The sequence below is a fragment of the Herbaspirillum huttiense genome (assembly GCF_047300815.1).
GTDB classification, from domain to species: domain Bacteria; phylum Pseudomonadota; class Gammaproteobacteria; order Burkholderiales; family Burkholderiaceae_D; genus Herbaspirillum; species Herbaspirillum huttiense_A.
On sequence record NZ_CP178608.1, the window covers coordinates 234581 to 256210 of the forward strand.

18 protein-coding genes are annotated in these 21630 nt (G+C 61.9%); 12 read left to right on the forward strand and 6 right to left on the reverse strand.

What is annotated here, in order from left to right; all coding sequences use genetic code 11:
- The first annotated feature begins 7 nt into the window (after positions 1 to 7).
- From ACLRDN_RS01150 to ACLRDN_RS01195, 10 genes are all read left to right on the forward strand, one after another.
- The gene (locus ACLRDN_RS01150) at positions 8 to 469 is read left to right on the forward strand and encodes a hypothetical protein (protein ID WP_413460452.1); all 462 of its coding nucleotides are present in this window, start codon (positions 8 to 10) and stop codon (positions 467 to 469) included.
- Between the two features lie 217 nt (positions 470 to 686).
- A complete protein-coding gene (locus tag ACLRDN_RS01155; protein ID WP_034329398.1) occupies positions 687 to 1388 on the forward strand; it encodes a TetR/AcrR family transcriptional regulator in 702 nt (233 codons plus the stop codon).
- 17 nt (positions 1389 to 1405) lie between these two features.
- Complete coding sequence (locus ACLRDN_RS01160; RefSeq protein WP_034329395.1) at positions 1406 to 3196, forward strand: acyl-CoA dehydrogenase C-terminal domain-containing protein; 1791 nt, start codon at positions 1406 to 1408, stop codon at positions 3194 to 3196.
- A gap of 222 nt (positions 3197 to 3418) precedes the next feature.
- Entirely contained in the window at positions 3419 to 5806 is a 2388-nt protein-coding gene (locus ACLRDN_RS01165; protein ID WP_413458617.1) for a 3-hydroxyacyl-CoA dehydrogenase/enoyl-CoA hydratase family protein, read from the forward strand.
- A gap of 51 nt (positions 5807 to 5857) precedes the next feature.
- On the forward strand, positions 5858 to 7054 hold the full coding sequence (locus tag ACLRDN_RS01170; protein WP_008334355.1) for an acetyl-CoA C-acyltransferase: 1197 nt from the start codon (positions 5858 to 5860) through the stop codon (positions 7052 to 7054).
- A gap of 102 nt (positions 7055 to 7156) precedes the next feature.
- Entirely contained in the window at positions 7157 to 7921 is a 765-nt protein-coding gene (locus tag ACLRDN_RS01175) for an enoyl-CoA hydratase (RefSeq protein ID WP_413458618.1), read from the forward strand.
- A gap of 293 nt (positions 7922 to 8214) precedes the next feature.
- Positions 8215 to 9966 carry a type VI secretion system Vgr family protein gene (locus tag ACLRDN_RS01180; protein ID WP_413458619.1) on the forward strand — a complete coding sequence of 584 codons (1752 nt, stop codon included), beginning with the start codon at positions 8215 to 8217 and terminating at the stop codon, positions 9964 to 9966.
- Positions 9932 to 11113, forward strand: coding sequence for a glycoside hydrolase family 19 protein (locus ACLRDN_RS01185; protein WP_413458620.1), 1182 nt, complete (start codon positions 9932 to 9934; stop codon positions 11111 to 11113). Before ACLRDN_RS01180 ends, ACLRDN_RS01185 begins: the two co-directional genes overlap by 35 nt.
- Complete coding sequence (locus tag ACLRDN_RS01190; protein ID WP_413458621.1) at positions 11110 to 11568, forward strand: hypothetical protein; 459 nt, start codon at positions 11110 to 11112, stop codon at positions 11566 to 11568. The genes ACLRDN_RS01185 and ACLRDN_RS01190 overlap by 4 nt, the downstream gene beginning before the upstream one ends.
- A 260-nt stretch (positions 11569 to 11828) precedes the next feature.
- Positions 11829 to 12530, forward strand: a complete 702-nt coding sequence (locus tag ACLRDN_RS01195) for a hypothetical protein (RefSeq protein WP_413458622.1) — start codon at positions 11829 to 11831, stop codon at positions 12528 to 12530.
- A gap of 35 nt (positions 12531 to 12565) precedes the next feature.
- Here ACLRDN_RS01195 and ACLRDN_RS01200 read toward each other — a convergent pair whose 3' ends face one another.
- Genes ACLRDN_RS01200 through ACLRDN_RS01215 form a run of 4 tightly spaced genes read right to left on the reverse strand, consistent with a single transcriptional unit; the run spans position 12566 to position 16217 of the window.
- Positions 12566 to 13069 carry an Lrp/AsnC family transcriptional regulator gene (locus ACLRDN_RS01200; RefSeq protein WP_413458623.1) on the reverse strand — a complete coding sequence of 168 codons (504 nt, stop codon included), beginning with the start codon at positions 13067 to 13069 and terminating at the stop codon, positions 12566 to 12568.
- A gap of 29 nt (positions 13070 to 13098) precedes the next feature.
- Positions 13099 to 14454, reverse strand: coding sequence for an aspartate aminotransferase family protein (locus tag ACLRDN_RS01205; RefSeq protein WP_413458624.1), 1356 nt, complete (start codon positions 14452 to 14454; stop codon positions 13099 to 13101).
- A gap of 14 nt (positions 14455 to 14468) precedes the next feature.
- Positions 14469 to 15515 carry a phosphotransferase gene (locus ACLRDN_RS01210; RefSeq protein WP_413458625.1) on the reverse strand — a complete coding sequence of 349 codons (1047 nt, stop codon included), beginning with the start codon at positions 15513 to 15515 and terminating at the stop codon, positions 14469 to 14471.
- Between the two features lie 36 nt (positions 15516 to 15551).
- The gene (locus ACLRDN_RS01215) at positions 15552 to 16217 is read right to left on the reverse strand and encodes a haloacid dehalogenase type II (RefSeq protein ID WP_413458626.1); all 666 of its coding nucleotides are present in this window, start codon (positions 16215 to 16217) and stop codon (positions 15552 to 15554) included.
- A gap of 314 nt (positions 16218 to 16531) precedes the next feature.
- On the opposite strand from ACLRDN_RS01215, the gene ACLRDN_RS01220 reads away from it, so the two are divergent.
- Positions 16532 to 17806: an NAD(P)/FAD-dependent oxidoreductase gene (locus ACLRDN_RS01220; protein ID WP_413458627.1), complete on the forward strand. Its 1275-nt coding sequence runs from the start codon at positions 16532 to 16534 to the stop codon at positions 17804 to 17806.
- On the opposite strand, the gene ACLRDN_RS01225 is transcribed toward ACLRDN_RS01220, so the two are convergent.
- A complete protein-coding gene (locus tag ACLRDN_RS01225; RefSeq protein ID WP_413458628.1) occupies positions 17787 to 18953 on the reverse strand; it encodes a GGDEF domain-containing protein in 1167 nt (388 codons plus the stop codon). The two genes, ACLRDN_RS01220 and ACLRDN_RS01225, sit on opposite strands and share 20 nt — an antisense overlap.
- A gap of 104 nt (positions 18954 to 19057) precedes the next feature.
- Complete coding sequence (locus ACLRDN_RS01230; RefSeq protein ID WP_413458629.1) at positions 19058 to 19249, reverse strand: hypothetical protein; 192 nt, start codon at positions 19247 to 19249, stop codon at positions 19058 to 19060.
- 224 nt (positions 19250 to 19473) lie between these two features.
- On the opposite strand from ACLRDN_RS01230, the gene ACLRDN_RS01235 reads away from it, so the two are divergent.
- The gene (locus ACLRDN_RS01235; protein WP_413458630.1) at positions 19474 to 21486 is read left to right on the forward strand and encodes a putative bifunctional diguanylate cyclase/phosphodiesterase; all 2013 of its coding nucleotides are present in this window, start codon (positions 19474 to 19476) and stop codon (positions 21484 to 21486) included.
- Positions 21487 to 21630: the final 144 nt, after the last annotated feature.

Here is a 21630-nt window from a genome sequence, read left to right on the forward strand (position 1 = left end):
GGTGCAGATGTCTCAGGTGGTCTCTTCCGAATCGATGCAGTCCGTCCCCGTGGCCCGGCCCCTGCGCAAGGAGTGCCCGCCCGGTGCCTGCGATTGCCAGCGTGAGGCGCTGCTGGAATGCCTGCACGCGCCGGAAGCCCGCGTGCTCTGGCTCACCCGTGAAGAAGAAAAACGCCTGATCGAACGCATCACCCGCATCAGCACCTACGACGAGCTGCTGCATGTGGGCAGCCTCATGCGCAAGAACCTCGGCATCCACCTGCACATCAGCCCTGGTGCCAACGAGGTGCGCACCGTGCGCGGCCTGCAGATCCACCTGGCCGAGCAGCCCGGCCTGTGCCGCAAGACGCGCGACACCATCCCGGCGGCCATCCGCAAGTGCCTGGAAAACAACCCCACCATCGTCTACGCCCTGCTCGACGCCCACGACCTGCTGGGCGCCGCCAGCCCCCCTCCCGAATCCGCCTGAAGGCTTGCTGCCCGGAAAAAAACCGTACCACAAGACAGCCCGATTTTTTGTTTGACATTTGCGGCGCGATGAATAATAGTACGATCGTTCGAATAAATTCTGCATGAAGATAAATTCATGCCGGGTTATCCAGGGCACAAGACAGCGGACCCCGAGCCGCGCCCGTCGAACCGGTTCCTTCCCGTCGCCGCCTGCGGCGGATATCAAAGAGACAACGATGACTGAGACAAGCAAGGTGACCACCGCGCCCGCCCGGCCCAAGTTCCTGCGCAAGGGCGAGCAGACCCGCGCCGCCATCCTGGATGTGGCGCTGGAGCTGGCCAGCCGTGATGGCCTGGAAGGGCTCACCATTGGCCTCCTGGCCGAGAAGATGAAGATGAGCAAGTCCGGCGTCTTCGCCCATTTCGGCTCGCGCGAGGACCTGCAGATCGAGGTCGTGCGCCTGTACCACAACCGCTTCGAGCAGGACGTGTTCTATCCCTCCATCAAGGAGCCGCGCGGCCTGCCGCGCCTGGAAGGCATGTTCGCGCGCTGGATCAAGCAGGTCACGGTGGAAATCGCCCTGGGCTGCATCTACATCAGCGGCGCGGTCGAGTATGACGACCGTCCTGGTGCGATCCGCGATCACCTCGTTGCCATGGTCCAGGCCTGGCGCGATGCGCTGGAGCGCTGCATCAAGCAGGCCATGGAAGCCGGCCACCTGCGCACCGACATCGAGGTCAGCCAGATGGTCTATGAAATGTATGGCCTGATCCTGGCCCTGCATCACGATGCGCGCTTCCTGCACATCCCCGGCAGCGTCGAGCGTGCCGAGGCCAGCTTCCGCCGCCTCATCGACAGCTACCGCCCGCAGGGCAGCGACAGCGCCAGTACCAGCGCCCCCAAGAATTCCAAATCGGCTGCCAGGAAGGCAGCGTAACCCGTCCGGAGACATTCATGCCCCAATACAACGCCCCCTTGCGCGACATGCAATTCGTGCTGCACGAGCTGCTCAATGTCGAGGAAGTGTTCAAGGAATTGCCGCCCCACGCCGACACCAACCGCGAACTGGTGGACCAGGTGCTGGAAGAGGGCGGCAAGTTCGCCTCGCAGGTCCTGTTCCCGCTGAACCATTCGGGTGACCGCGAGGGCTGCCATTTCGATCGCGAGAGCAAGGCCGTGACCACGCCCAAGGGTTTCAAGGAAGCCTACAAGCAGTACGTGGAGGCCGGCTGGGCGGCGTTGTCCTGTGATCCGGACTTCGGCGGCCAGGGTCTGCCGCTGACCATCAACAATTCCTTCTACGAGATGCTGAACTCGTCCAACCAGGCCTGGACCATGTACCCCGGCCTGTCGCACGGCGCCTACGAGTGCCTGCATGCGCACGGTTCGGATGAACAGAAGCAGCTCTACCTGCCCAAGCTGGTCTCGGGCGAATGGACCGGCACCATGTGCCTGACCGAAGCCCATTGCGGCACCGACCTGGGCCTCCTGCGCAGCAAGGCCGAGCCGCAGGCCGATGGATCCTACAAGATCACCGGCAACAAGATTTTCATCTCCGCCGGTGAAAACGACGTGTCCGCCAATATCGTTCACCTGGTCCTGGCACGTCTGCCCGATGCGCCGGAAGGTTCGAAGGGGATTTCACTTTTCCTGGTTCCCAAGTTCCTGCCCAATGCCGATGGCTCGCTGGGCGCGCGCAACCCGATCTTCTGCGGTGCCATCGAAGAGAAGATGGGCATCCACGGCAACGCCACCTGCCAGATGAACCTGGACGGCGCTACCGGCTGGCTGATCGGCCAGCCGCACAAGGGCCTGCAGGCCATGTTCGTGTTCATGAACGCGGCGCGCCTGGGCGTGGGCATGCAAGGCCTGGGCCTGACCGAAGTGGCCTACCAGAACGCCCTGGTCTACGCCAAGGACCGCCTGCAGATGCGCAGCCTGTCCGGCATCAAGGCCGCCGACAAGCCGGCTGACCCGATCATCGTGCATCCGGACGTGCGCCGCATGCTGCTGACCGCCAAGGCCTTCGCCGAAGGTGGCCGTGCCTTCACCTCCTACGTCGCGCTGGAGCTGGACAAGGAACTGACCCACCCCGATGAGCAGGTGCGCAAGGACAGCGCCGACATCGTGGCCCTGCTGACCCCGGTGGTGAAAGCCTTCCTGACCGACAACGCCTGGATGGCCACCTCCGAGTGCCTGCAGGTCTACGGCGGCCACGGCTACATCGCCGAGTGGGGCATGGAGCAATATGTGCGCGATGCCCGCATCAACATGATTTATGAAGGAACCAACACCATCCAGTCGCTGGACCTGCTGGGCCGCAAGATCCTGATGGACAACGGTGCCAAGCTGAAGAAATTCGGCGCGCAGATCCAGGCCTTCGTGGAAGAGCATGGTACCGATGAGTCCATGTCCGAGTTCATCACCCCGCTGGCCGACATCGGCGACAAGGTGACCAAGCTGACCATGGAAATCGGCATGAAGTCCTTTGCCAACCAGGATGAAGCCGGTGCGGCGGCCGTGCCCTACCTGCGCGTGGTGGGCCACCTGGTGTTCTCCTACCTGTTCGCCCGCATGGCCAAGATCGCGCTGGAAAAGCAGGACAGCGGCGACGCCTTCTACACCGCCAAGCTGGCCACGGCGCGCTTCTACTTCGCGCGCCTGCTGCCGGAAACCGCGATGCTGATCCGCCAGGCCCGTTCGGGTGCGGCCAACCTGATGGCGCTGGACGCAGAACTGTTCTGATCGCAACACCACGCCGCGCGCGGGCTGCACGCCTGCACGCGGCGTTGATCCAACGCAATGCGGCCCGTGACGGCGTCACGCGGGCGTCACTGCGGCAGGGCATGCTGTGAGCCGCCGCACCCGGGATAAAGAGCGTACAGTGAGCGCTCGTCCCAGCGGCGCAGCACCTTGCCAGGCCCGAATTCATGTTTCATGTTTGCAGCACCAGCAAAGGAGATTTGCGTGTCCAATTTCATCGTCAAAAAAGTGGCCGTGCTCGGCGCGGGCGTCATGGGGGCCCAGATTGCCGCCCACTGCATCAATGCCCGCGTGCCGGTCGTGCTGTTCGACCTGCCGGCCAAGGATGGCCCGAAGAACGGCATCGTGCAACGCGCCATCGAGAACCTCAAGAAACTGAGCCCCGCTCCGCTGGGCAACAAGGATGACGCGGCCCTGATCCAGGTCGCCAACTACGAGGATGACCTGGCCGTGCTGGAAGGCTGCGACCTCATCATCGAAGCCATCGCCGAGCGCATGGACTGGAAGCACGACCTCTACAAGAAGGTCGCCCCGCACATCGGCCCCAAGGCAATCTTCGCCTCCAATACCTCGGGCCTGTCGATCAATGCTCTCTCCGAAGGTTTCGATGCGGGCCTGAAGGCGCGCTTCTGCGGCGTGCACTTCTTCAACCCGCCGCGCTACATGCACCTGGTCGAACTGATCCCGACCCAATCGACCGAACCGCACATCCTCGACCAGCTCGAAGCCTTCCTCACCACCACCCTGGGCAAGGGCGTGGTGCGGGCCTTCGACACCCCCAACTTCGTGGCCAACCGCGTGGGCGTGTTCGGCATCCTGGCCACCATCATCGAAGCCGAGAAGTACGGCCTCTCGGTCGATGTGGTCGATGACCTGACCGGTGCCAAGCTGGGCCGTGCCAAGTCCGGTACCTTCCGTACCGCCGACGTGGTGGGCCTGGATACCATGGGCCACGTCATCCGGACCATGCAGGACAACCTGAAGGACGATCCCTTCTCCTCCTCCTATGCCACCCCGCCGCTCTTGGCCAAGCTGGTCGAGCAGGGCGCACTGGGCCAGAAGAGCGGTGCCGGTTTCTACAAGAAGGTGGGCAAGGACATCCTGCGCATCGATCCGGCCAAGGGCGATTACGTTCCTGGCGGCGCCAAGGCCGATGACATCATCGCCCGCATCCTCAAGGAAAAGGATCCGGTCAAGCGCATGAAGGCGCTGCATGATTCGACCAATCCGCAAGGCCAGTTCCTGTGGGCCATCTTCCGCGATGCCTTCCACTACATCGCCGTGCACCTGGAATCGGTGGCCGACAACGCCCGTGACCTGGACTTCGCCATGCGCTGGGGCTTCGGCTGGAGCGTCGGTCCCTTCGAGACCTGGCAAGCTGCCGGCTGGAAGCAGATCGCGCAATGGGTCAAGGAAGACATCGAGGCCGGCAAGGCACTGTCGAGCGCACCGCTGCCCGACTGGGTCTTCGATGGCCGTGACGGCGTGCATTCGGCGAAGGGCTCCTGGTCGCCCTCCAAGAAGGCCGACGTGGCCCGTTCCGAGCTGCCGGTCTACCAGCGCCAGGCCTTCCGTGCCCCGCTGGTGGGCGAGGGTGCAGCCGATGGCAAGAGCGCCGGTACCACCTTCTTCGAAGACGAATCGGTGCGCATCTGGCACCAGAACGACGATGTGCTGATCCTGTCCTTCAAGACCAAGATGCACGTGATCGGCCAGGGCGTGATCGATGGCATGAACAAGGCTGTCACCGAAGCCGAACAGAACTTCAAGGGCCTGGTGATCTGGCATCCGGATGCAGCCGAAGGCGGTGCCTTCTCCGCAGGTGCCGACCTGCAGTCGATGCTGCCGCTGTTCATGTCCGGTGGAGTCAAGGCCATCGAGCCGGTGGTGCACCAGCTGCAGCAGGCGCACCAGCGCCTGAAGTACGCCAGCGTGCCGGTAATCGCCGCTGTCGCCGGCCTGTCGCTGGGCGGTGGCTGCGAATTGCTGCTGCATACCGCCAAGCGCGTAGTCTCCATCGAGTCCTACATCGGCCTGGTGGAAGTGGGCGTGGGCCTGATCCCGGCCGGTGGCGGCCTGAAGGAAGCCGCCGTGCGCGCTGCCAAGGAAGCCCGTGGCAACGACATCCTGCAATTCCTGAAGGAATACATGCTCGCTGCAGCCACTGCCAACGTCTCCAAGTCCGCACTGGAAGCGCGCAAGCTGGGTTACCTGCGCGAGGATGACGTGATCGTCTTCAACCCCTATGAATTGCTGCACGTGGCCAAGGTCGAGGCGCGCGCGCTGTTCGATGCCGGTTATCGTCCGCAACTGCCGCCGCAGGTGCCGGTGATCGGCCGCAACGGCCTGGCCACCATCATGGCGCAGCTGGTCAACATGCGTGATGGCGGCTTCATCTCGGCCCACGACTTCAAGCTCGGCAAGATGATCGCCGAGACCGTCGCCGGTGGTGAAGTGGAAGAGGGCAGCATCGTCAATGAACAATGGCTGCTCGACATCGAGCGCAAGTTCTTCATGGAGCTGCTCAACCACCCCAAGACCCAGGAACGCATCATGGGCATGATGCAAACCGGCAAGCCTGTGCGCAATTAATGAAACCTCTCTCCCCCCTGAAGGGGAGGGAGAGTCCAAGGAGATTTGGTAATGAGCAAACAACTGCAAGACGCCTACATCGTCGCCGCCACCCGCACCCCCATCGGCAAGGCGCCGCGTGGCATGTTCAAGAACACCCGCCCGGATGACCTGCTGGTACGTGCCATCCAGTCCGCCGTGGCGCAGGTGCCGGGCCTGGATCCCAAGCTGATCGAGGACGCCATCGTCGGCTGCTCCTTCCCCGAAGGCGCACAGGGTCTCAACATGGCGCGCAATGCCGTGCTGCTGGCCGGCCTGCCCAACACCATCGGCGGCGTCACCATCAACCGCTACTGCGCCTCCGGCATCACCGCCATCGCCATGGCCGCCGACCGTATCCGCGTCGGTGAGGCCGATGTCATGATCGCCGCCGGTGCGGAATCGATGTCGATGGTGCCGATGATGGGTTTCCATCCTTCCATCAACATCAATGCCTTCAAGGATGAGAACGTCGGCATGGCCTATGGCATGGGCCTGACCGCCGAGAAGGTGGCGCAGCAGTGGAAGGTCTCGCGTGAAGCGCAGGACGAGTTCTCGCTGGCTTCGCACCAGAAGGCCATCGCCGCACAGCAGGCCGGTGAATTCGCCGACGAGATGACCTCGGTCGAGATCGTCGAGCGCTTCCCCAACCTGGCCACCGGCGAGATCGACATCAAGACCCGTACCGTCGCCCTGGACGAAGGTCCGCGCGCCGATTCCAACTTGGCCGCGCTGGCCAAGCTGAAACCCGTCTTCGCCGCCAAGGGCAGCGTCACTGCCGGCAACAGCTCGCAGACCTCCGATGGCGCAGGTGCGCTGATCATCGTTTCGGAAAAGATCCTGAAGCAGTTCAACCTGACCCCGCTGGCGCGCTTCGTCTCCTTCGCCGTGCGCGGCGTGCCGCCGGAGATCATGGGCATCGGTCCGAAGGAAGCGATTCCTGCGGCCCTGAAGGCCGGTGGCCTGACCCAGGACCAGATCGACTGGATCGAACTGAACGAAGCCTTCGCGGCACAAGCGCTGGCCGTCATCGGCGACCTGGGCCTGGACCCGAGCAAGGTCAACCCCATGGGCGGTGCGATTGCCCTGGGCCACCCGCTGGGGGCTACCGGTGCGATCCGTGCCGCCACCACCATCCATGCACTGCGCCGCAAGAACCTGAAGTACGGCATGGTGACCATGTGCGTGGGCACCGGCATGGGTGCGGCGGGCATCTTCGAACGCGTCTGATCCGCGCCTGCAAGGCCTGATGCAAAAGCCGCACTGCGCATGCCGTGCGGCTTTTTTCATGAACCTTATAAATCATTTATAACATTCAAGGAGACTGTGCAGATGGATATCCAGCTCACCAAGGCCGATGGCATCCTGACCATCCACTTCGACCGCGAAGACAAGAAGAATGCCATCACCGCGGCCATGTACCAGCAGCTGGCCGATGCCTTGAAGGAGGCCGAGACTGACAATGCGGTCCGCGCCATCCTCTTCACCGGCAAGCCCAAATCCTTCTCGGCCGGCAATGACCTGGAAGACTTCCTGAAAAATCCGCCCAAGACCCAGGATGCGCCGGTATTCCAGTTCCTCTGGCAGATCAGCCATGCCAGCAAGCCCATCGTGGCCGCCGTCTCCGGCGTGGCCGTGGGCATCGGTACCACGCTGCTGCTGCATTGCGACCTGGTGTATGCGGCCAACAATGCCAAGTTCTCGATGCCCTTCACGCAACTGGGTTTGTGTCCGGAGGCGGCGTCTTCGCTCCTCTTGCCGCACATCGCGGGTTACCAGCGTGCGGCCGAGAAGCTGTTGCTGGGCGAAGCCTTCGGCGCAGACGAAGCCTGCCAGATGGGTGTGGTCAACCGCGTGCTGCCGCTGGAGGAATTGCTGCCCTATGCGCAGCAGCAGGCCGCCAAGCTGGCGGCGCTGCCGGCGGCGTCGATCCGGGTGACCAAGCAGCTGATGAAGAAGAATCGCGTCACCGCGACCGAACAGCAGATGGTGGCCGAGATCGAGCACTTTTCGCGCATGCTGACCGCGCCCGAGGCCAAGGAAGCGTTCACGGCGTTCTTCGAGAAGCGCAAGCCGGATTTCAGGCAGTTTGGCTGATGCCGGGCTCCTCTCCTATGGTTGGCGCTGCATAAGCATTATTGAAGGGGCGATGGACCTAGTCGGCGCACCGCCCCTTCAAGTTGTGCTGAAATCCCATTGCTAGCAATGTTTCAAAAGTAATCGGTAGTTTATCAAAAGTTACACGACGGGTTGCTGACTGTGAGCCGGTCGGCCACTTTATTCTGGCTCCAATTCTAGGATTTATTCGCTATCGAGACGGACTCGAAGTGAATAACATCTTCCTCCTTTTCACCTCGCTTCAGCGCAGGTAAAAATTTAAAGGAGGAGTGATGAACGAGACCTTGAAATCCCTGGCCCTGCTGATGCAGAGCGCAGAGCAGCAGCGCTTTCTGCGGCTGCGGTTTCCGCATCGGGATGCCCCGGAGGCCAACTTCGCGGTTCATCAAATCGAGGCTGAGGAATGCCTCTCGCGTGACTTTTCTTTCAAAGTACAGTTGGTGTCGGATGAGCCCTGTCTCTCTCTCAAGGAGATGCAGGGCAAGCTGCTCAATGTGGCCATGATCCGCGCAGATGGCGGTGTACGTTACTTATCCGGCTATGTTTTTGGCTTTCGGCGTATGCATTCCGACGGCGCGCTCACTCTCTATGAAGCGCACCTCGGGCCATGGATGAAATTGCTCAGCTTGCGCAGGGACAGCTATCTCTTTCACGGCAAATCGTTGCGCGAACAAAGCGAGATCATCTTCAAGAACTATTCCTTCTATCCCCGTTGGGAATGGCTGGTCATAGGCGAAGACCCTCCCATGACCGATGCCTGTCAATTCGACGAGACCGATTTCAATTATCTCAGCCGTCGGTGGGAAGCCGCAGGATGGCACTATTTTTATCGGCACGATGAACAGGGTCATACATTCGTCGTCGCCAGCGATTCCACGCGCTGTCTGCCGATCGACGGTGGCCCCGAGGTACGATTCCATGACCAGGGCGGGACGGATGAAGAAGATGGCATGCACCGGTGGATATCCGTGCGCGAGATCGTGCCGGCCAGCGTAGCGTTGAGTTCCTTCAATTTCAAGGATCCGTGGCCCATCTCGCGCAATGCGCCTACGATCAATCAGCAGGGATGCGTGCCCCATGTGGAGTCGCATGAGTTTGTCGGCGCCTATGGATTCCGTGATGGCGATGCAGGGTACGAGATGGCCAAGCTACGTATGGAAGAAATAGAGGCCGTTGGTAAATTTCATCAGGGTGAAGGCAATTCGCGCTACATGGAGCCAGGCCGCTACTTCCGCCTGGTCGATCACTTCAACCACGGGCCTTACGGCAGGGCCGATGCCAGCGGCAAGGATGATTTCCTGATCCTTTCCATCAGGCACAAGGCCGTCAACAATGTACTCCAAAGGGGCCAGTCCGAGTTTTTCCAATACCATCACTGGCTGACTTGTTCACGCCGCAGTGTGCCTTGGCGGCCAGGGCGCCAGTTCAACAGTGAAGACACGCGCATCTCGGCTCCGCAGACTGCAACCGTAGTGGGTCTTTCCAGTTCCGACAGTATCCTGACGGATGAATATGGACGAGTCCAGGTCCAGTTTCATTGGGACCGGATCGGCAGCAACGATCACCGCAGTTCGGCCTGGATCAGGGTCGCCGGACCGTGGGCTGGTGCTGAGCTCGGAAGCGCGGCCATTCCCCGGGTGGGCTCGGAAGTCGTCGTGCACTGGCTATCCGGTGACCCTGATCGACCGATCATTCTCGCTGCCCTGGCAAATCGCCGGAACATGCCACCCTGGACCTTGCCCGAGCAGCGGGCACTGACTGGCTGGCGCAGCCGCGAGCTTGCAACGGGCACTGGAAATGCGCCGGGCGGACGTGGCAATCATCTGGTTCTCGACGATACGCCTGAACAACTGCAGGTCCAGTTGAAGTCCGATCATCAATGCAGTCAGCTCTCGCTGGGTCACATCGTGCGCATATGCCAAGAATCCTGTCACGAATGCCCGCACATTGGAAGCTGGCAGTTTGATCGTTCCGTGGAGCGGACCGTGGTTGAAGGCCGGCGAATTCCAGGAGCGCCAATATGAAGGCAAACTCTGGATCCAGATCTTCAAACCGGATCAAAACAAGATCTTCTGGGCCGAAAAAAGTACGGTGAAGTATCTCAGCGATGGCGACTGGAAGGATTTCAGGAAGGTTGAGGAGCATGGTCAATTCAGTGCTGACGGCTTCATGGATGACGAGGGCCTGCAGCGCCTGATTCAGGAGAGTCAGAAAGGGCGCACTGACACGACGACTGCGCAGTCAGACAAGGATGAACTGGTCCGCCATGTGGTTACCCGTCATCCCACCGAGTGGAGCAACCAGGGCATCGCTCAGCGCTATGAGCGTGTGACCAGGGAGGACTTCGGTGCGCAGAAATTGACGCAAGAGCAGTTTCAGAAGTTGCTCCGGCATATCGAACGCCAGACCTTCTGGGAGAAGGTGCCGGGATTGCCGGATGCGCGCGGAGTTTGGCATGTGCATCCGATCAAGTTTATTGAGCATCTGGCGAAGTGCATGTGGTTGTCGAAGGAAGAGCTGGCATTGGTTTATCCGTCCACGGGCTCTCTCGCTGCTGCCACGATCAGTCATGGCACCTCAGAAGAACTCCGGGAAAAGTATCGCGCTGAGATCAATAAGTGCTGTTTCAAGTATGGGCTCAACAGTCGGTTGCGGATGGCGCATTTCTTTGGTCAAGCCGCCGTTGAATCCGAAAGTCTTAACCGAATGCTTGAGAGGTCGGACGGCAGCCAGTACGAAGGAAGAACAGATATCGGCAACATCATGGCTGTCGATGGCAGAAAATTCAAGGGGCGCGGAATCAAACAGCTTACTGGCCGTTACAACTACGTCGAATATTGGTCATTCAGAGGGTGGTTGAAAAAAGGAGGAGATTTCGATGTTGGATGGGAAGTAAAGAAGAAAGATGGAACGAATGAAAGCAAACCACTTCGACCGCCGCATATCGCAAATCCAAACGTGATTCTTGAGGAGGCTTATAACTGCGTCGACATCGGCACATGGTACGTGGTGCTGTTGAAGCCTCCTACCCTATCCGCCATGGACCTCGACAACGTTAGAGCGGTGACACACGCGATAAACGGCGGGAGAGATAACAAAGAATGGGAGAAAAGCTCCTCACTGGAGGATCGTATTTCGCATACAAAGAGGATCAAAAAGGTGATGCTATGAAATCCGTTTGGTTTTTGACAGCGATATGCGCTGGGATAATATTTTTGCCATACGCTCTTGCTGAAGAGCGTAAATATGGTGATCTGGAATTCACCCGCTCTCTCTACCGTCAAACCGGATCCTTGAAGGCAGTGAACAGGCTCTACATCGAAAAGATAGAAATAAGAACGTCAAGAATACTTGCGAAGGCTAAGGCTAGAAGGATCAATCTTGCACTTGAGCATTTGTACGCATCTCTTTATTCAGAGGCGACAGATTGCAAAGATCCTGACTCAACCGCGCCATGGGGATACGAGGTGCTTTTTGACCAAGTCAATTATGCGGGAGATACTGAAAGGAGGGCATCAGGACCAACACTCCATCCCGGACCCACACTCGAAAGCCTGCGGTTGCAAGAAATCTGGCGCAGGATTCCATTAACTGTTCGTCGAGGACATCCTTATTTTCCTTCTTGAGTATCCCGACACCCTCTTGGCCCAAAATCAAAAGTCCGGCTTTGACGCGCGCCCCAGCACCGAGAAGAACAGGCGCATGTCTCGACAACATCTGCCGGGGATCAAGAGGCGCTCCCGTCCTGAGTGAGAAGTTCGCCACTTCTTTGGCGAAATAAGGTTGCCTGGAACACGCGCCAGAGACGTCGAAACTGACACTGAGCGTATCCCTATACCGAATGCCGCCGAGAGTATTTCATTCGGCCGCATCGAAAGGTGGCGCCGTGAACATCATGTTTTTGCTGATTGCCACACTCTCGATGTGCTCGCTGTGCCAATTCGGTCAAGCACGAGAACTCGAACTCGACGACCAAAAATTCGATATATCCGTCTACAGAAAAACCGGTCCACGTGACGCAATGAATCGCATCTATACCGAGAAGATAAGGGTGAAGCCAGGAGGAAGGATATCGAAGGACGCAGCCAGCCAGATCCATGCCGCCATGGAAAAGTTTTATCAATCGCTGTTTGCACAGGGGAAAACCTGTCGTCCCGATCCACAAGGTGGTGCATGGGCTTATGAAGCAGAGTTTGATGAAGCCCTGATGGCGTTCCGAACCATGAGCATCGTCTTTAACGTCACCAGTGCATGCGCTGGAAACCATGTCTTCGACAAAGTGGGATGGACCTTCGATATCAGCACGGGAAAGCAGCTTCCACCCATAGCGCTGATCAATCGATATGCCCCCTCCCTGCGCAAGGCAGGTGTCCGCACGCAAGGAAATTTCCTGCAGTTGAACAAGGATGCCGTCGCACTGGTCATGTCCTACCTGAAGCCGGAGAAAAAGACGGCCTGCCTGGATTATTTTGAGCGGTCCAACTATGGCGTGTGGCTTGATGAGCAAGGCGACGTAGTCTTATCTCCCGTCTTTGACTATCGTTACCTGGACTGCGCTGGCGGCTATTACCTGTCATCGGAGAAATGACAAGCCGCCAGCATGCAGAGATCACCACATCCTCGCTACTTCCAGCTGCTCTTCCCCGAAGCAATCACCTCCACCGGCTCTACCCGCCGCTCATAGGGATGGCGCAACACAATGCGGCTGGCGAATTTCTCGATGCCGATCTCGTCCTCCAGCAGGCGTTCCATCAACTCCTGGAACAGCGCCACGGTGGGCGAGACGATCTTGAGCAAATAGTCATACCCCCCGCTGACGTTGTAGCACTCCACGATTTCCGCATACTTGGCCGCGCCCTGTTCGAACTTGCGAAAGTCCGCCGGGCGGTGGCTGCCCAGCGTAATTTCGGAGAACACCACGACATGGCTGCCCAATTTGTCCAGCGCGACCTGGGCGGCATAGCCGGCGATGACGCCGGCTTCTTCCATGCGCTTGGTCCGGGTCAGGCAGGGGCTGGGACTGAGATTGACGGCCTCGGCCAGCTCCACGTTCGAACAGCGGCCCTCGCGCTGCAAGTGCTCGAGGATCTTGATGTCGGTGCGGTCGATGGGGTCGGGGGTGCGCATGGATCGATCATAGCACCGCATCATCGGCCTCAGCCGCGTACCGCAGCGGCCCGGGCTTCGGTCAGCGATTGGTCCAGCGCATCGATCACCATGCCCGCCTGATCGGCCGAAAGCACCAGCGGCGGCCGGATCTTGAGCACGTTGTGGCCCATCGCGCAGGCACTGAGCAGCACGCCCTTCTGGCGCATCCGGTTGACCACCTCGCTGGTGAGTGTCCGGTCTGGCGTACGAAGTGCCCGGTCCGACACCAGTTCCACGCCCACGAACATGCCCGTACCGCGCACGTCGCCGATGGCTTCATGGCGTTCGGCCAGCGCACGGATGCCGTCAAGCAGCACGCCACCGACCTCCCGTGCATGGGGAATCAGGCCTTCGCTTTCTATCGTCTTCAGTACCGCCAGCGCGGCGGCACACGAGACCGTATTGCCGGCAAAGGTATTGAAGTAGCGCGAACGCTGCCCGAATTCCTGCAGCACCTCCGCAGTGGCCAGGATGCCGGCGACCGGCTGGCCATTGCCCATCGGCTTGCCCATGGTCACGATGTCGGGCGCTACGCCATGCCGCTGGAAGCCCCACATGTGTTGGCCCGTGCGGCCGAAGCCCGGTTGCACTTCATCGGCGATGAACAAGCCACCGGCTGCCTTGATGGCCTGCACCGCGCCCTGCAGGAAGCCCGCAGGTCCGGGGAGGATGCCGTCGCTGGTGAACAGTGAATCCACGATCAGGGCAGCAGGCCGGATGCCGTGCCGTTGCAGGTCGGCGATGGCGGCTTCTACGTCGCGCGTGAATTTTTCTCCCAAATCCTGCCCCGGCGTGTGATAGGCGCGCGGGGCCGGCACCAGGCGCACATGCGGCCCCAGGTTGACGCTGCTGCCCAGCGAGGGCGAGAACTGCGAGACCGCATCGGTGATGCCGTGATAAGCCGTGTCGGTGACGATCACCCCAGTGCCGCCGGTGCGGACCTTGGCGATGCGATAGGCCAGGTCATTGGCTTCGCTGCCGGTGCAGGTGAGCATCAGGTGTGCCAGCGCTGTTTCCGGCACCGTCGCCAGCAGGCGTTCAGCCAGCTCCAGGATGGTGTCATGCAGGTAGCGCGTGTTGGTGGCCAGCGTCTGCACCTGTTCGCAGATCGCTGCGGTGACGGCCGGATGGCAGTGTCCCAGCGATGTGACGTTGTTGTACACATCCAGATAACGCCGCCCCTGCGGATCGATCAGCCAGACGCCCTCGCCACGCACGATGTGCAAGGGATGTTCATACATCAGCCGGTACGCCGGCCCCAGCAGGGCATTGCGGCGTTCGATCAGGGCCCCGGTGACGGGCCCGACGTCGGCGCGGCCGGGGATGTAGGCGTTGACCATGGTGAGGTCGGTAGGGGTGCTCATGCAATGCTCCTGTGTCAGATGTCGGAAAGCAGGCGGTCACGCGCGTCCTGCCGTGGCAGGTCGGCCAACTGGCCGAGCGCCTCCCAGGCCGCCGGGTTGTGCCGCATGATGTAGGCGCGGTTGTGGGGATAGCGTACCGCGCGCCATTCGGAAATGAGCGCCGTGACCAGATGGCGCGTGACCATGAGGTCGGCCACGATCTCCTGTTCCGGCGCGGTCAGCGGCAGCTCGGCGTGATAGGCGGCGACGAACTGCGCCGGACCGGAAAACGGATCCTCGCTGCCAGTCATGTGGAAGGCCGCCGCCGTGGCGACTTCACCCACCAGCGGCGCGTGCAGCATGTCGCCGAAATCGATGATGCCGGTGATGCGTTCCTGCTCCTGCGGTGCCACCAGCACGTTGTAGAGGTGATAGTCGTTGTGGATCACCTGCGCCCGTACCTCGCCCAGGTGCGGCAGCACATCTCGTTCGAAGCGCGCCATGAAGTGCCGTGCCAGCTGCTGCTTGGCCGGATCCTGCAGGCTCTCCATCTTGTCGCGCAAGCGGTGCGCTGTGGAGACATTCCACAGCAGGTCATGATGCGCCCCGGTATGGCTGAATCCTTGCAGGGCCAGGTCCAGCCTGGCCAGGCCACTGCCCATGGCGCGCCGCTGGCCGTCGCTGCGTTCGGTATGCTTGATCTGTACGCCATCGAGGTAAGTCAGCAGGCGCACCATGCTCATGCTGCCATCCGGCAGTGTCACCTGTTCGATGCTTTGCCCGTTCAGGGAGCGCAGTACGCGGGGAATCGGAAGGTCCGGTGCCGCCCGCGCGATGTGATCCAGCGCGGCGATCTGGAAATCCACCACGGTGGCCTGTTCGGAAGGATTGCTGATCTTGAGCACGTAGCGCGTGCCATCGGCGCTCTCGATGCAGGCGTTCTGGTCGCGCTCACCTCCCAGCGCGCTGGACTTGCCCGCGATGCCATAGAGGGCCGCGGCCAGTTGTTCCAGCGCTGCCGGCGCAAGATCAGGTGCCGCCGTGTTCAAGGCGGCGGGTTCTTGCAATGCGGTCTCAAGCATGATGCGTCCCGTCTCTCGTAGGCGCGACGGCAGCCATCAAAGGCCGACCAGTGTGGCCAGCTGGCGGAAGTCCGTCAGCCGGCTCACGCCATAGCCATCGCAGTACGGCTCGTGATTGCGGTCGATGTAAGCCTTGCCCATGAAGCCGAGATCCTTGGCCGTCATCAGGTCATAGCGGAAACTCGACGAGCAATGCACCATCTCTTCCGGGCCGCAGCCCAGCTGGTCGAACATGTATTCAAAGGCCTGCCCGCGCGGCTTGTAGGCTTGCGCTTGCTCGGCGGTGTAGACCGCATGGAAGGGTGCTTTGAGGTGCGCCACGCTGTGCGGAATCAGGTCGATCATGGAGTTCGACAGGATCACCAGCGGGATGTGGGGCGCGATCTTCTCCAGCGTCTCCACCACATGCGGATGCGGCTGCCAGGTCGGCACGGCCGCATAGAGCGCCTGCGCATCGCTGGCGCGGTACTCCACGCCGTGGGCGTGACAGGCGCGTTGGATGGCGCATTCCACCACGTCGAAGAAGGGCTTCCAGGCGCCCAGCACTTCGTCCAGACGATAGAAACGGAAGCTGTCCAGGAAGGCCGGCATGCGCTTCTCGTCGACACGATCGGCAAAGAGCCTGCGGGCGGTCGGGCCCATTTCAAAATTGATCAGGGTGCCATAGCAGTCAAAACTGATGTACTTCGGCTTGAAAGTCATTTGCTCAAACTCCTTCGTTGGGGATGGAAGAAGTATGGCCGTCGGCCTCCAACTAATAATTCTTATTGCGCCGGGATCGGAGCAGCTTCTACTTTTAAACGGCGGCTTTCCGGCATTTTTCGTTACGCTGCGCCGCTCGTCCTGCTGGCAGCCAGCAAGGGCGGGCGCTGCACGAGCATTAACCTGCGTTTAATGCTGCGTTCAATGAGCATTAATCACCGTACCGGGAGCGCGCACCATAATCAGTCCACACCCCGTTGCGGCCTCGTCCCCTGCGTTCATGATCCGGCTGCCGACTGTCGATGGAGCTCCTGATGCAATTGAAGTCGTACTGGCTGGACACCTCGTCCCCCTTCGTCAGCACCCACACCGCCTTGCCCGAGGGCGGTTGCGACGTCCTGGTCGTCGGCGGCGGCATCACCGGTTCAGCGGCGGCCCTGGCGCTGGCGCGCAAGGGGGCCAGGGTGGTGGTGTGCGAAGCGGATGTTGTCGGCGGTGCCGCCTCCGGCCGCAATGGCGGCATGTGCAACAACGGCTTCGCGCAGGACTACGCTGCCCTCTCACAACGCCTGGGAACGGAATGGGCCAACCGGCTCTATCGCGCCTTCGATGCCGGCGTCGATACGGTGGAACGGCTGGTGCGCGAGGAATCCATCGACTGCAGTTTTGCACGCTACGGCAAGCTCAAGCTGGCAGCCAAGCCCGAGCACGTCGACAAGCTGGCGCGCAGCCAGGCCCTGCTGGCCGCCAATGTCGATGCAGACACGCGCCTGATCACCCGCGCCGAGCTGCGTGACGAACTGGGCAGCGACCGTTACTACGGTGGACTGCTGATGGAAAAAAGTGCCGGCATGCACGTCGGCCGTTATGTGAGTGGCCTGGCCCACGCCGCCCAGCGGCGCGGTGCGGTCTACCTCGAACACACGCCCGTACTGGGCCTGAAGGCGCAGGGAGGCGGCTATCAGGTGCAGACGCCGGCAGGCAGCCTGCGTGCCAGCCAGGTGCTGCTGGCCAGCGGCATTTCACAGGTCGGTCCGTTTGGCTGGATACGCCGCCGCATCGTGCCGGTCGGCGCTTTCCTGATTGTCACCGAACCCTTGCCGGCGGAGCTGCTGGCACAGTTGCTGCCGACGCGGCGCATGTACACCGACACCAAGAATTTTGTAAATTATTTCCGGGCGACGCCGGACAATCGCCTGCTCTTCGGCGGACGCGCGCGTTTCGCGGTGTCCAATCCGCAGTCCGACGCCCGGAGCGGCGAGATCTTGCGCAGCCAGATGCTGGAGGTGTTCCCGCAATTGACCAAGGTCCGCATCGACTACTGCTGGGGCGGCATGGTCGACATGACGATGGACCGCCTGCCGCGTGCCGGACAGCGTGATGGCGTGTTCTATTCCATGGGTTACAGCGGCCACGGCACCCACATGGCCAGCCTCATGGGGACACTGATGGCCGAGGTCATGGACGGCCGGACCGATCTCAATCCATGGAAAGACTTCGACTGGCCGGCCATTCCCGGTCACCTGGGCAAGCCCTGGTTCCTGCCCCTGGTCGGGGCCTGGTACCGGCTCAAGGATTGGCTGCAGTGAGGTGTGCCGGGCTCACGATGAGTCGGTCGCGCCCGGCCCGCTTGGCGTCATACAGGGCGGCGTCGGCTGCCGCCATCAGCTCTTCCAGCGTCAGCGCGGGCGTGGTGTAAAGGCTGGCACCCACGCTCAGGCTGACCGCATCGGGAGTCTGCACTCCCTTGCGCGCCACGTGGGCGAAGGCCATCCGCAATTGTTCTGCAAGATGCGCTACCTGTTCTTCCCGCACATCCCGCAACAGGATCACGAATTCATCCCCGCCCAGCCGCGCGGCCAGGGCATCGGCGGGCAGCACATCACGCAGGAGGGTACTCAGGGCTTCGAGCAGCTTGTCGCCCGCTGCATGACCGTGCAGGTCGTTGACCTGCTTGAAGTTGTCGATGTCGATGAGCAGCAGCGCGCCCGGATGAGTCTCGCTGGCCTGTGCCAGCAGTGCCGGCGCGCCTGCCTGCAGGGCACGGCGGTTCAGCAGGCCGGTCAGCGGGTCCCGCGCGGCCAGCTGGCCGATGCGTTCTTCGCGGCGATGGCGTTCGGTGCCCGTCATCGACAAGGCGATCAGCATGACCGCCATCGATCCTTCCACCAGCGAGATCTGGATCAGCGTGCCACCAAAGGCCGCCAGATCCACGAACGCCCCCAGCGCCAGTGCCGAAACCGCCTTGGCGAGATAGAACAGCCCGTGGATCAGCAGCACATAGCGCAGCTGCACCGCGCCCACGCTCAAGGAGGCGCCGTGCGGACGCAGCAGCAGGCTGGCGTGCAAGGTGAGGGCGGCGATCATCAGCGACTGCAGCCCCAGCATCACGCGCGACCACCAGGCGTGCGCAGGCAGCAGCAGCATCAGCAGCCAGAGCAGCGCAATGAGCCACCATCCGCGCGAGACACGGGTCCGCGTGAACCTGGCCACCCCCGCCAGGAAGCAGCCGTGGGCGGCGATCAGCAAGCCATTGGCGAACCAGATCCCCACCACCAGGTAGCCGCGCGAGCGCAGCAGCGCCAGGAAGGAGCCGACCGTGATGATGGCGAAACCGCTGCTCCACAGCAGCAGCGAGCGTTCCCGCACGCTGCCCCATTCGATGGCCAGGTACAGGGAGGCGGCTGCCGCCAGCGCAATGGTGAGGATGAGGAGAGTGGAGGGATCGAGAGCCATGACAGGAGCAGCGCCAGTTTGCCGCGCAGTAAATACCGCTCCATTTTAGCCTTCCGTGGCAATGTGCCCGGAAATCCCTCCAGGAATTGTTGCTGCGGGAAAACTCAGCCGGCCGCCGATGGCGTGGTGGGCAGTGGCGGCGCGTCTTCAGATGCCGCCACCGAGGCGTCCCCGGCGGCCTGTTGCGGCGACAACTGCGGCAGTTTCCTGTTGACCAGGGGCAAGTTGTGACGTTCGCTGCCATCGGGCATGACGGCCTGTTCGGCCGATAACCAGTTGCCGTTGTCTTGGGACATGAGGGTTCTCCAGGTCATGAAATGGGTTCCAACAAGCCCGGAGCTTGTCTCTTCCGCGCCAACAACTCGTTGATACATCTCAATCGGGCTCATGTTTTGACGGGAATTCTTCTTATTCATTGGATAATACGCGCGACCGGTAGCGCTACCCTGGGCAGGGAGGCCCAGCCGGTTCTGCCTGGCCGCTCGGCCGGCAGCGCAGACGGGCATGACGGGATGGAGAAGTGAACGAACTCAAGACAGAAACCGGCGCCGGGGACCAGGCCTCCCGGATCGCACTGCGACAACTGATCCGCGCCGACCAGCTATCGGCTGCGCGACATACGGTCATGCTGTCCATTCCGGTGGCCTTCGTGCTCAGTGGCATTTCCACTTTCGTGGCCTGGCATTCCGGCAAGATCTGGATTGCCCTGGTGTGGCTGGCCTGCGCCACGCTGGTCAATGTGGTGCGCATCCCGCTGTGCCGTCTGTCGCCGCAGCGCGTGGCGCAGCTGGTGCCGTGGATGCACCGGCGCGGCGAGCCCGCCGGCCAGGGCGCCGTGGTGGAACTGAACCTGCGCCTGCACTGGATCCTGGCCCTGGTCTCGGGCATCGCCTGGGCCGGCATGCCCTGGCTGAGCGAGGGCTACACCACGCCCGAAACGCTGTTCTACCTCACCTGCGTGTGCGGCATCACGGCCGGTGCGGTCACGCACGGATTTGCCTTTGCCCGCATCCCCATCAGTTTCATCACGCCGCCGCTGTTGTCGGTGATCTTCTGCCTGCTCGCATTCAACCGTACCCCGACCCGCCTGGCCCTGGCCGCCACCGCCGTGATCTATCTCGCCGGGCTGATCCGCGGTGCGCGCGTGGGCGAGCGCATGTTCTCGCGCGCCTGCGCGCTGAAGAACGAAGCCACCACCGCCAACCAGGCCCTGGCCGTGGCGCACGAAGACCTGCGCCAGTTCGCCGCGCGCATGCAGTACCAGGCCGAGCACGACCTGCTGACCGGCCTGCTGGACCGCGCCGGTTTCATGCAGGTGGCCACCCAGGTGCTGGCCCAGCAGCAGGACCGGCATTGCCTGATGTTCCTCGACCTCGATGGCTTCAAGGTCATCAACGACGCCTATGGCCACGAAGCGGGCGACCAGGTGCTCATCGAAGTGGCACGGCGCCTGCAGGCCGCCCTGCCCGAGGGCGCCACGTTGGCGCGCCTGGGCGGCGATGAATTCGTGATCCTCTATCGGCTGACGGCACAGGCAGAGCTGCCGGAACAGGTGGCCCAGCGCTTCATCGCGGCCATCCGCCAGCCCTTCTCCCGCCTGGCCCATCGCCACATCGGCCTGAGCGTGGGCATCTACCTCTCGCGCGGGGACGACATCAACGAGATGCTGGTCTGCTCGGACGCCGCCATGTACGAGGCCAAGCGCCGTGGCCGCAACCAGTACCAGGTCTTCAACGCGGTGCTCGATGCGCATCTGCAGATGAAGCGCGATGTCGAGCGCGACCTTGCGCAGGCACTGGCCGATGGCGAACTGCAGGTCTGGTTCCAGCCCATCGTCTGTGATGGCGGGCGTGCGCTGGACGGCTTCGAAGCGCTGCTGCGCTGGACCCACCGCCGCCACGGCGCCATCGCACCGCCTGATCTGATCGAGATTGCGGCACTGGCCGGTTTGTCCGAAGAACTGCTGCGTTTCATCATGGGGGAAGTCGCGGCGATGATCCGCTTCATGCAGGACAACGGCCGCAGCGACTTGCGCGTGTCGATGAACATCTCGCCGCGCGAAATGGAGCGCATCGTCATCGAGGACCTGGTGGCGGACACCCTCAAGCGCCAGAACCTGCCCGCCCGCATGCTGGAAATCGAGATCACCGAAGAGACCGCGCTGGACCTGCAGGCCGCCACCCAGACACTGACTTCGCTGGCGATGCAGGGCGTGAGCATCGCCATCGACGACTTCGGGGTGGGCTATTCCTCGCTGGGTTTCCTGCGCCAGATGCATGTCTCGCGCGTGAAGATCGACCGCAGCTTCGTCACCGGCCTGGCCGACCAGACCGAGAACCAGGCCCTGGTCTCGGCGGTGCTGCAGCTGGCCGAGTCCTTCGGCTTCCAGGTGGTGGCCGAAGGCGTGGAGAGCGAGGAAGACCTGCAGGTGTTGCAAGCCATGCGCTGTCACGCCATGCAGGGCCATTACTTCGCCGAACCGATGCCCGCCGAGCGCGCGCGCCAGCATGTGCTGGCTCTGGCGCCGGCCTGATCGACCGGATCACGGGACCAAAGTTGAACCAGATCAAGCTTTGTGTTCTCTGTCCCCCCGGCGGACAGCCCTGCAATTGAACTCACCTCCTGCCGGGGATATGCTGCGACACAGCAAGCCCGCATGAGCGCGTCCTGCGTCATG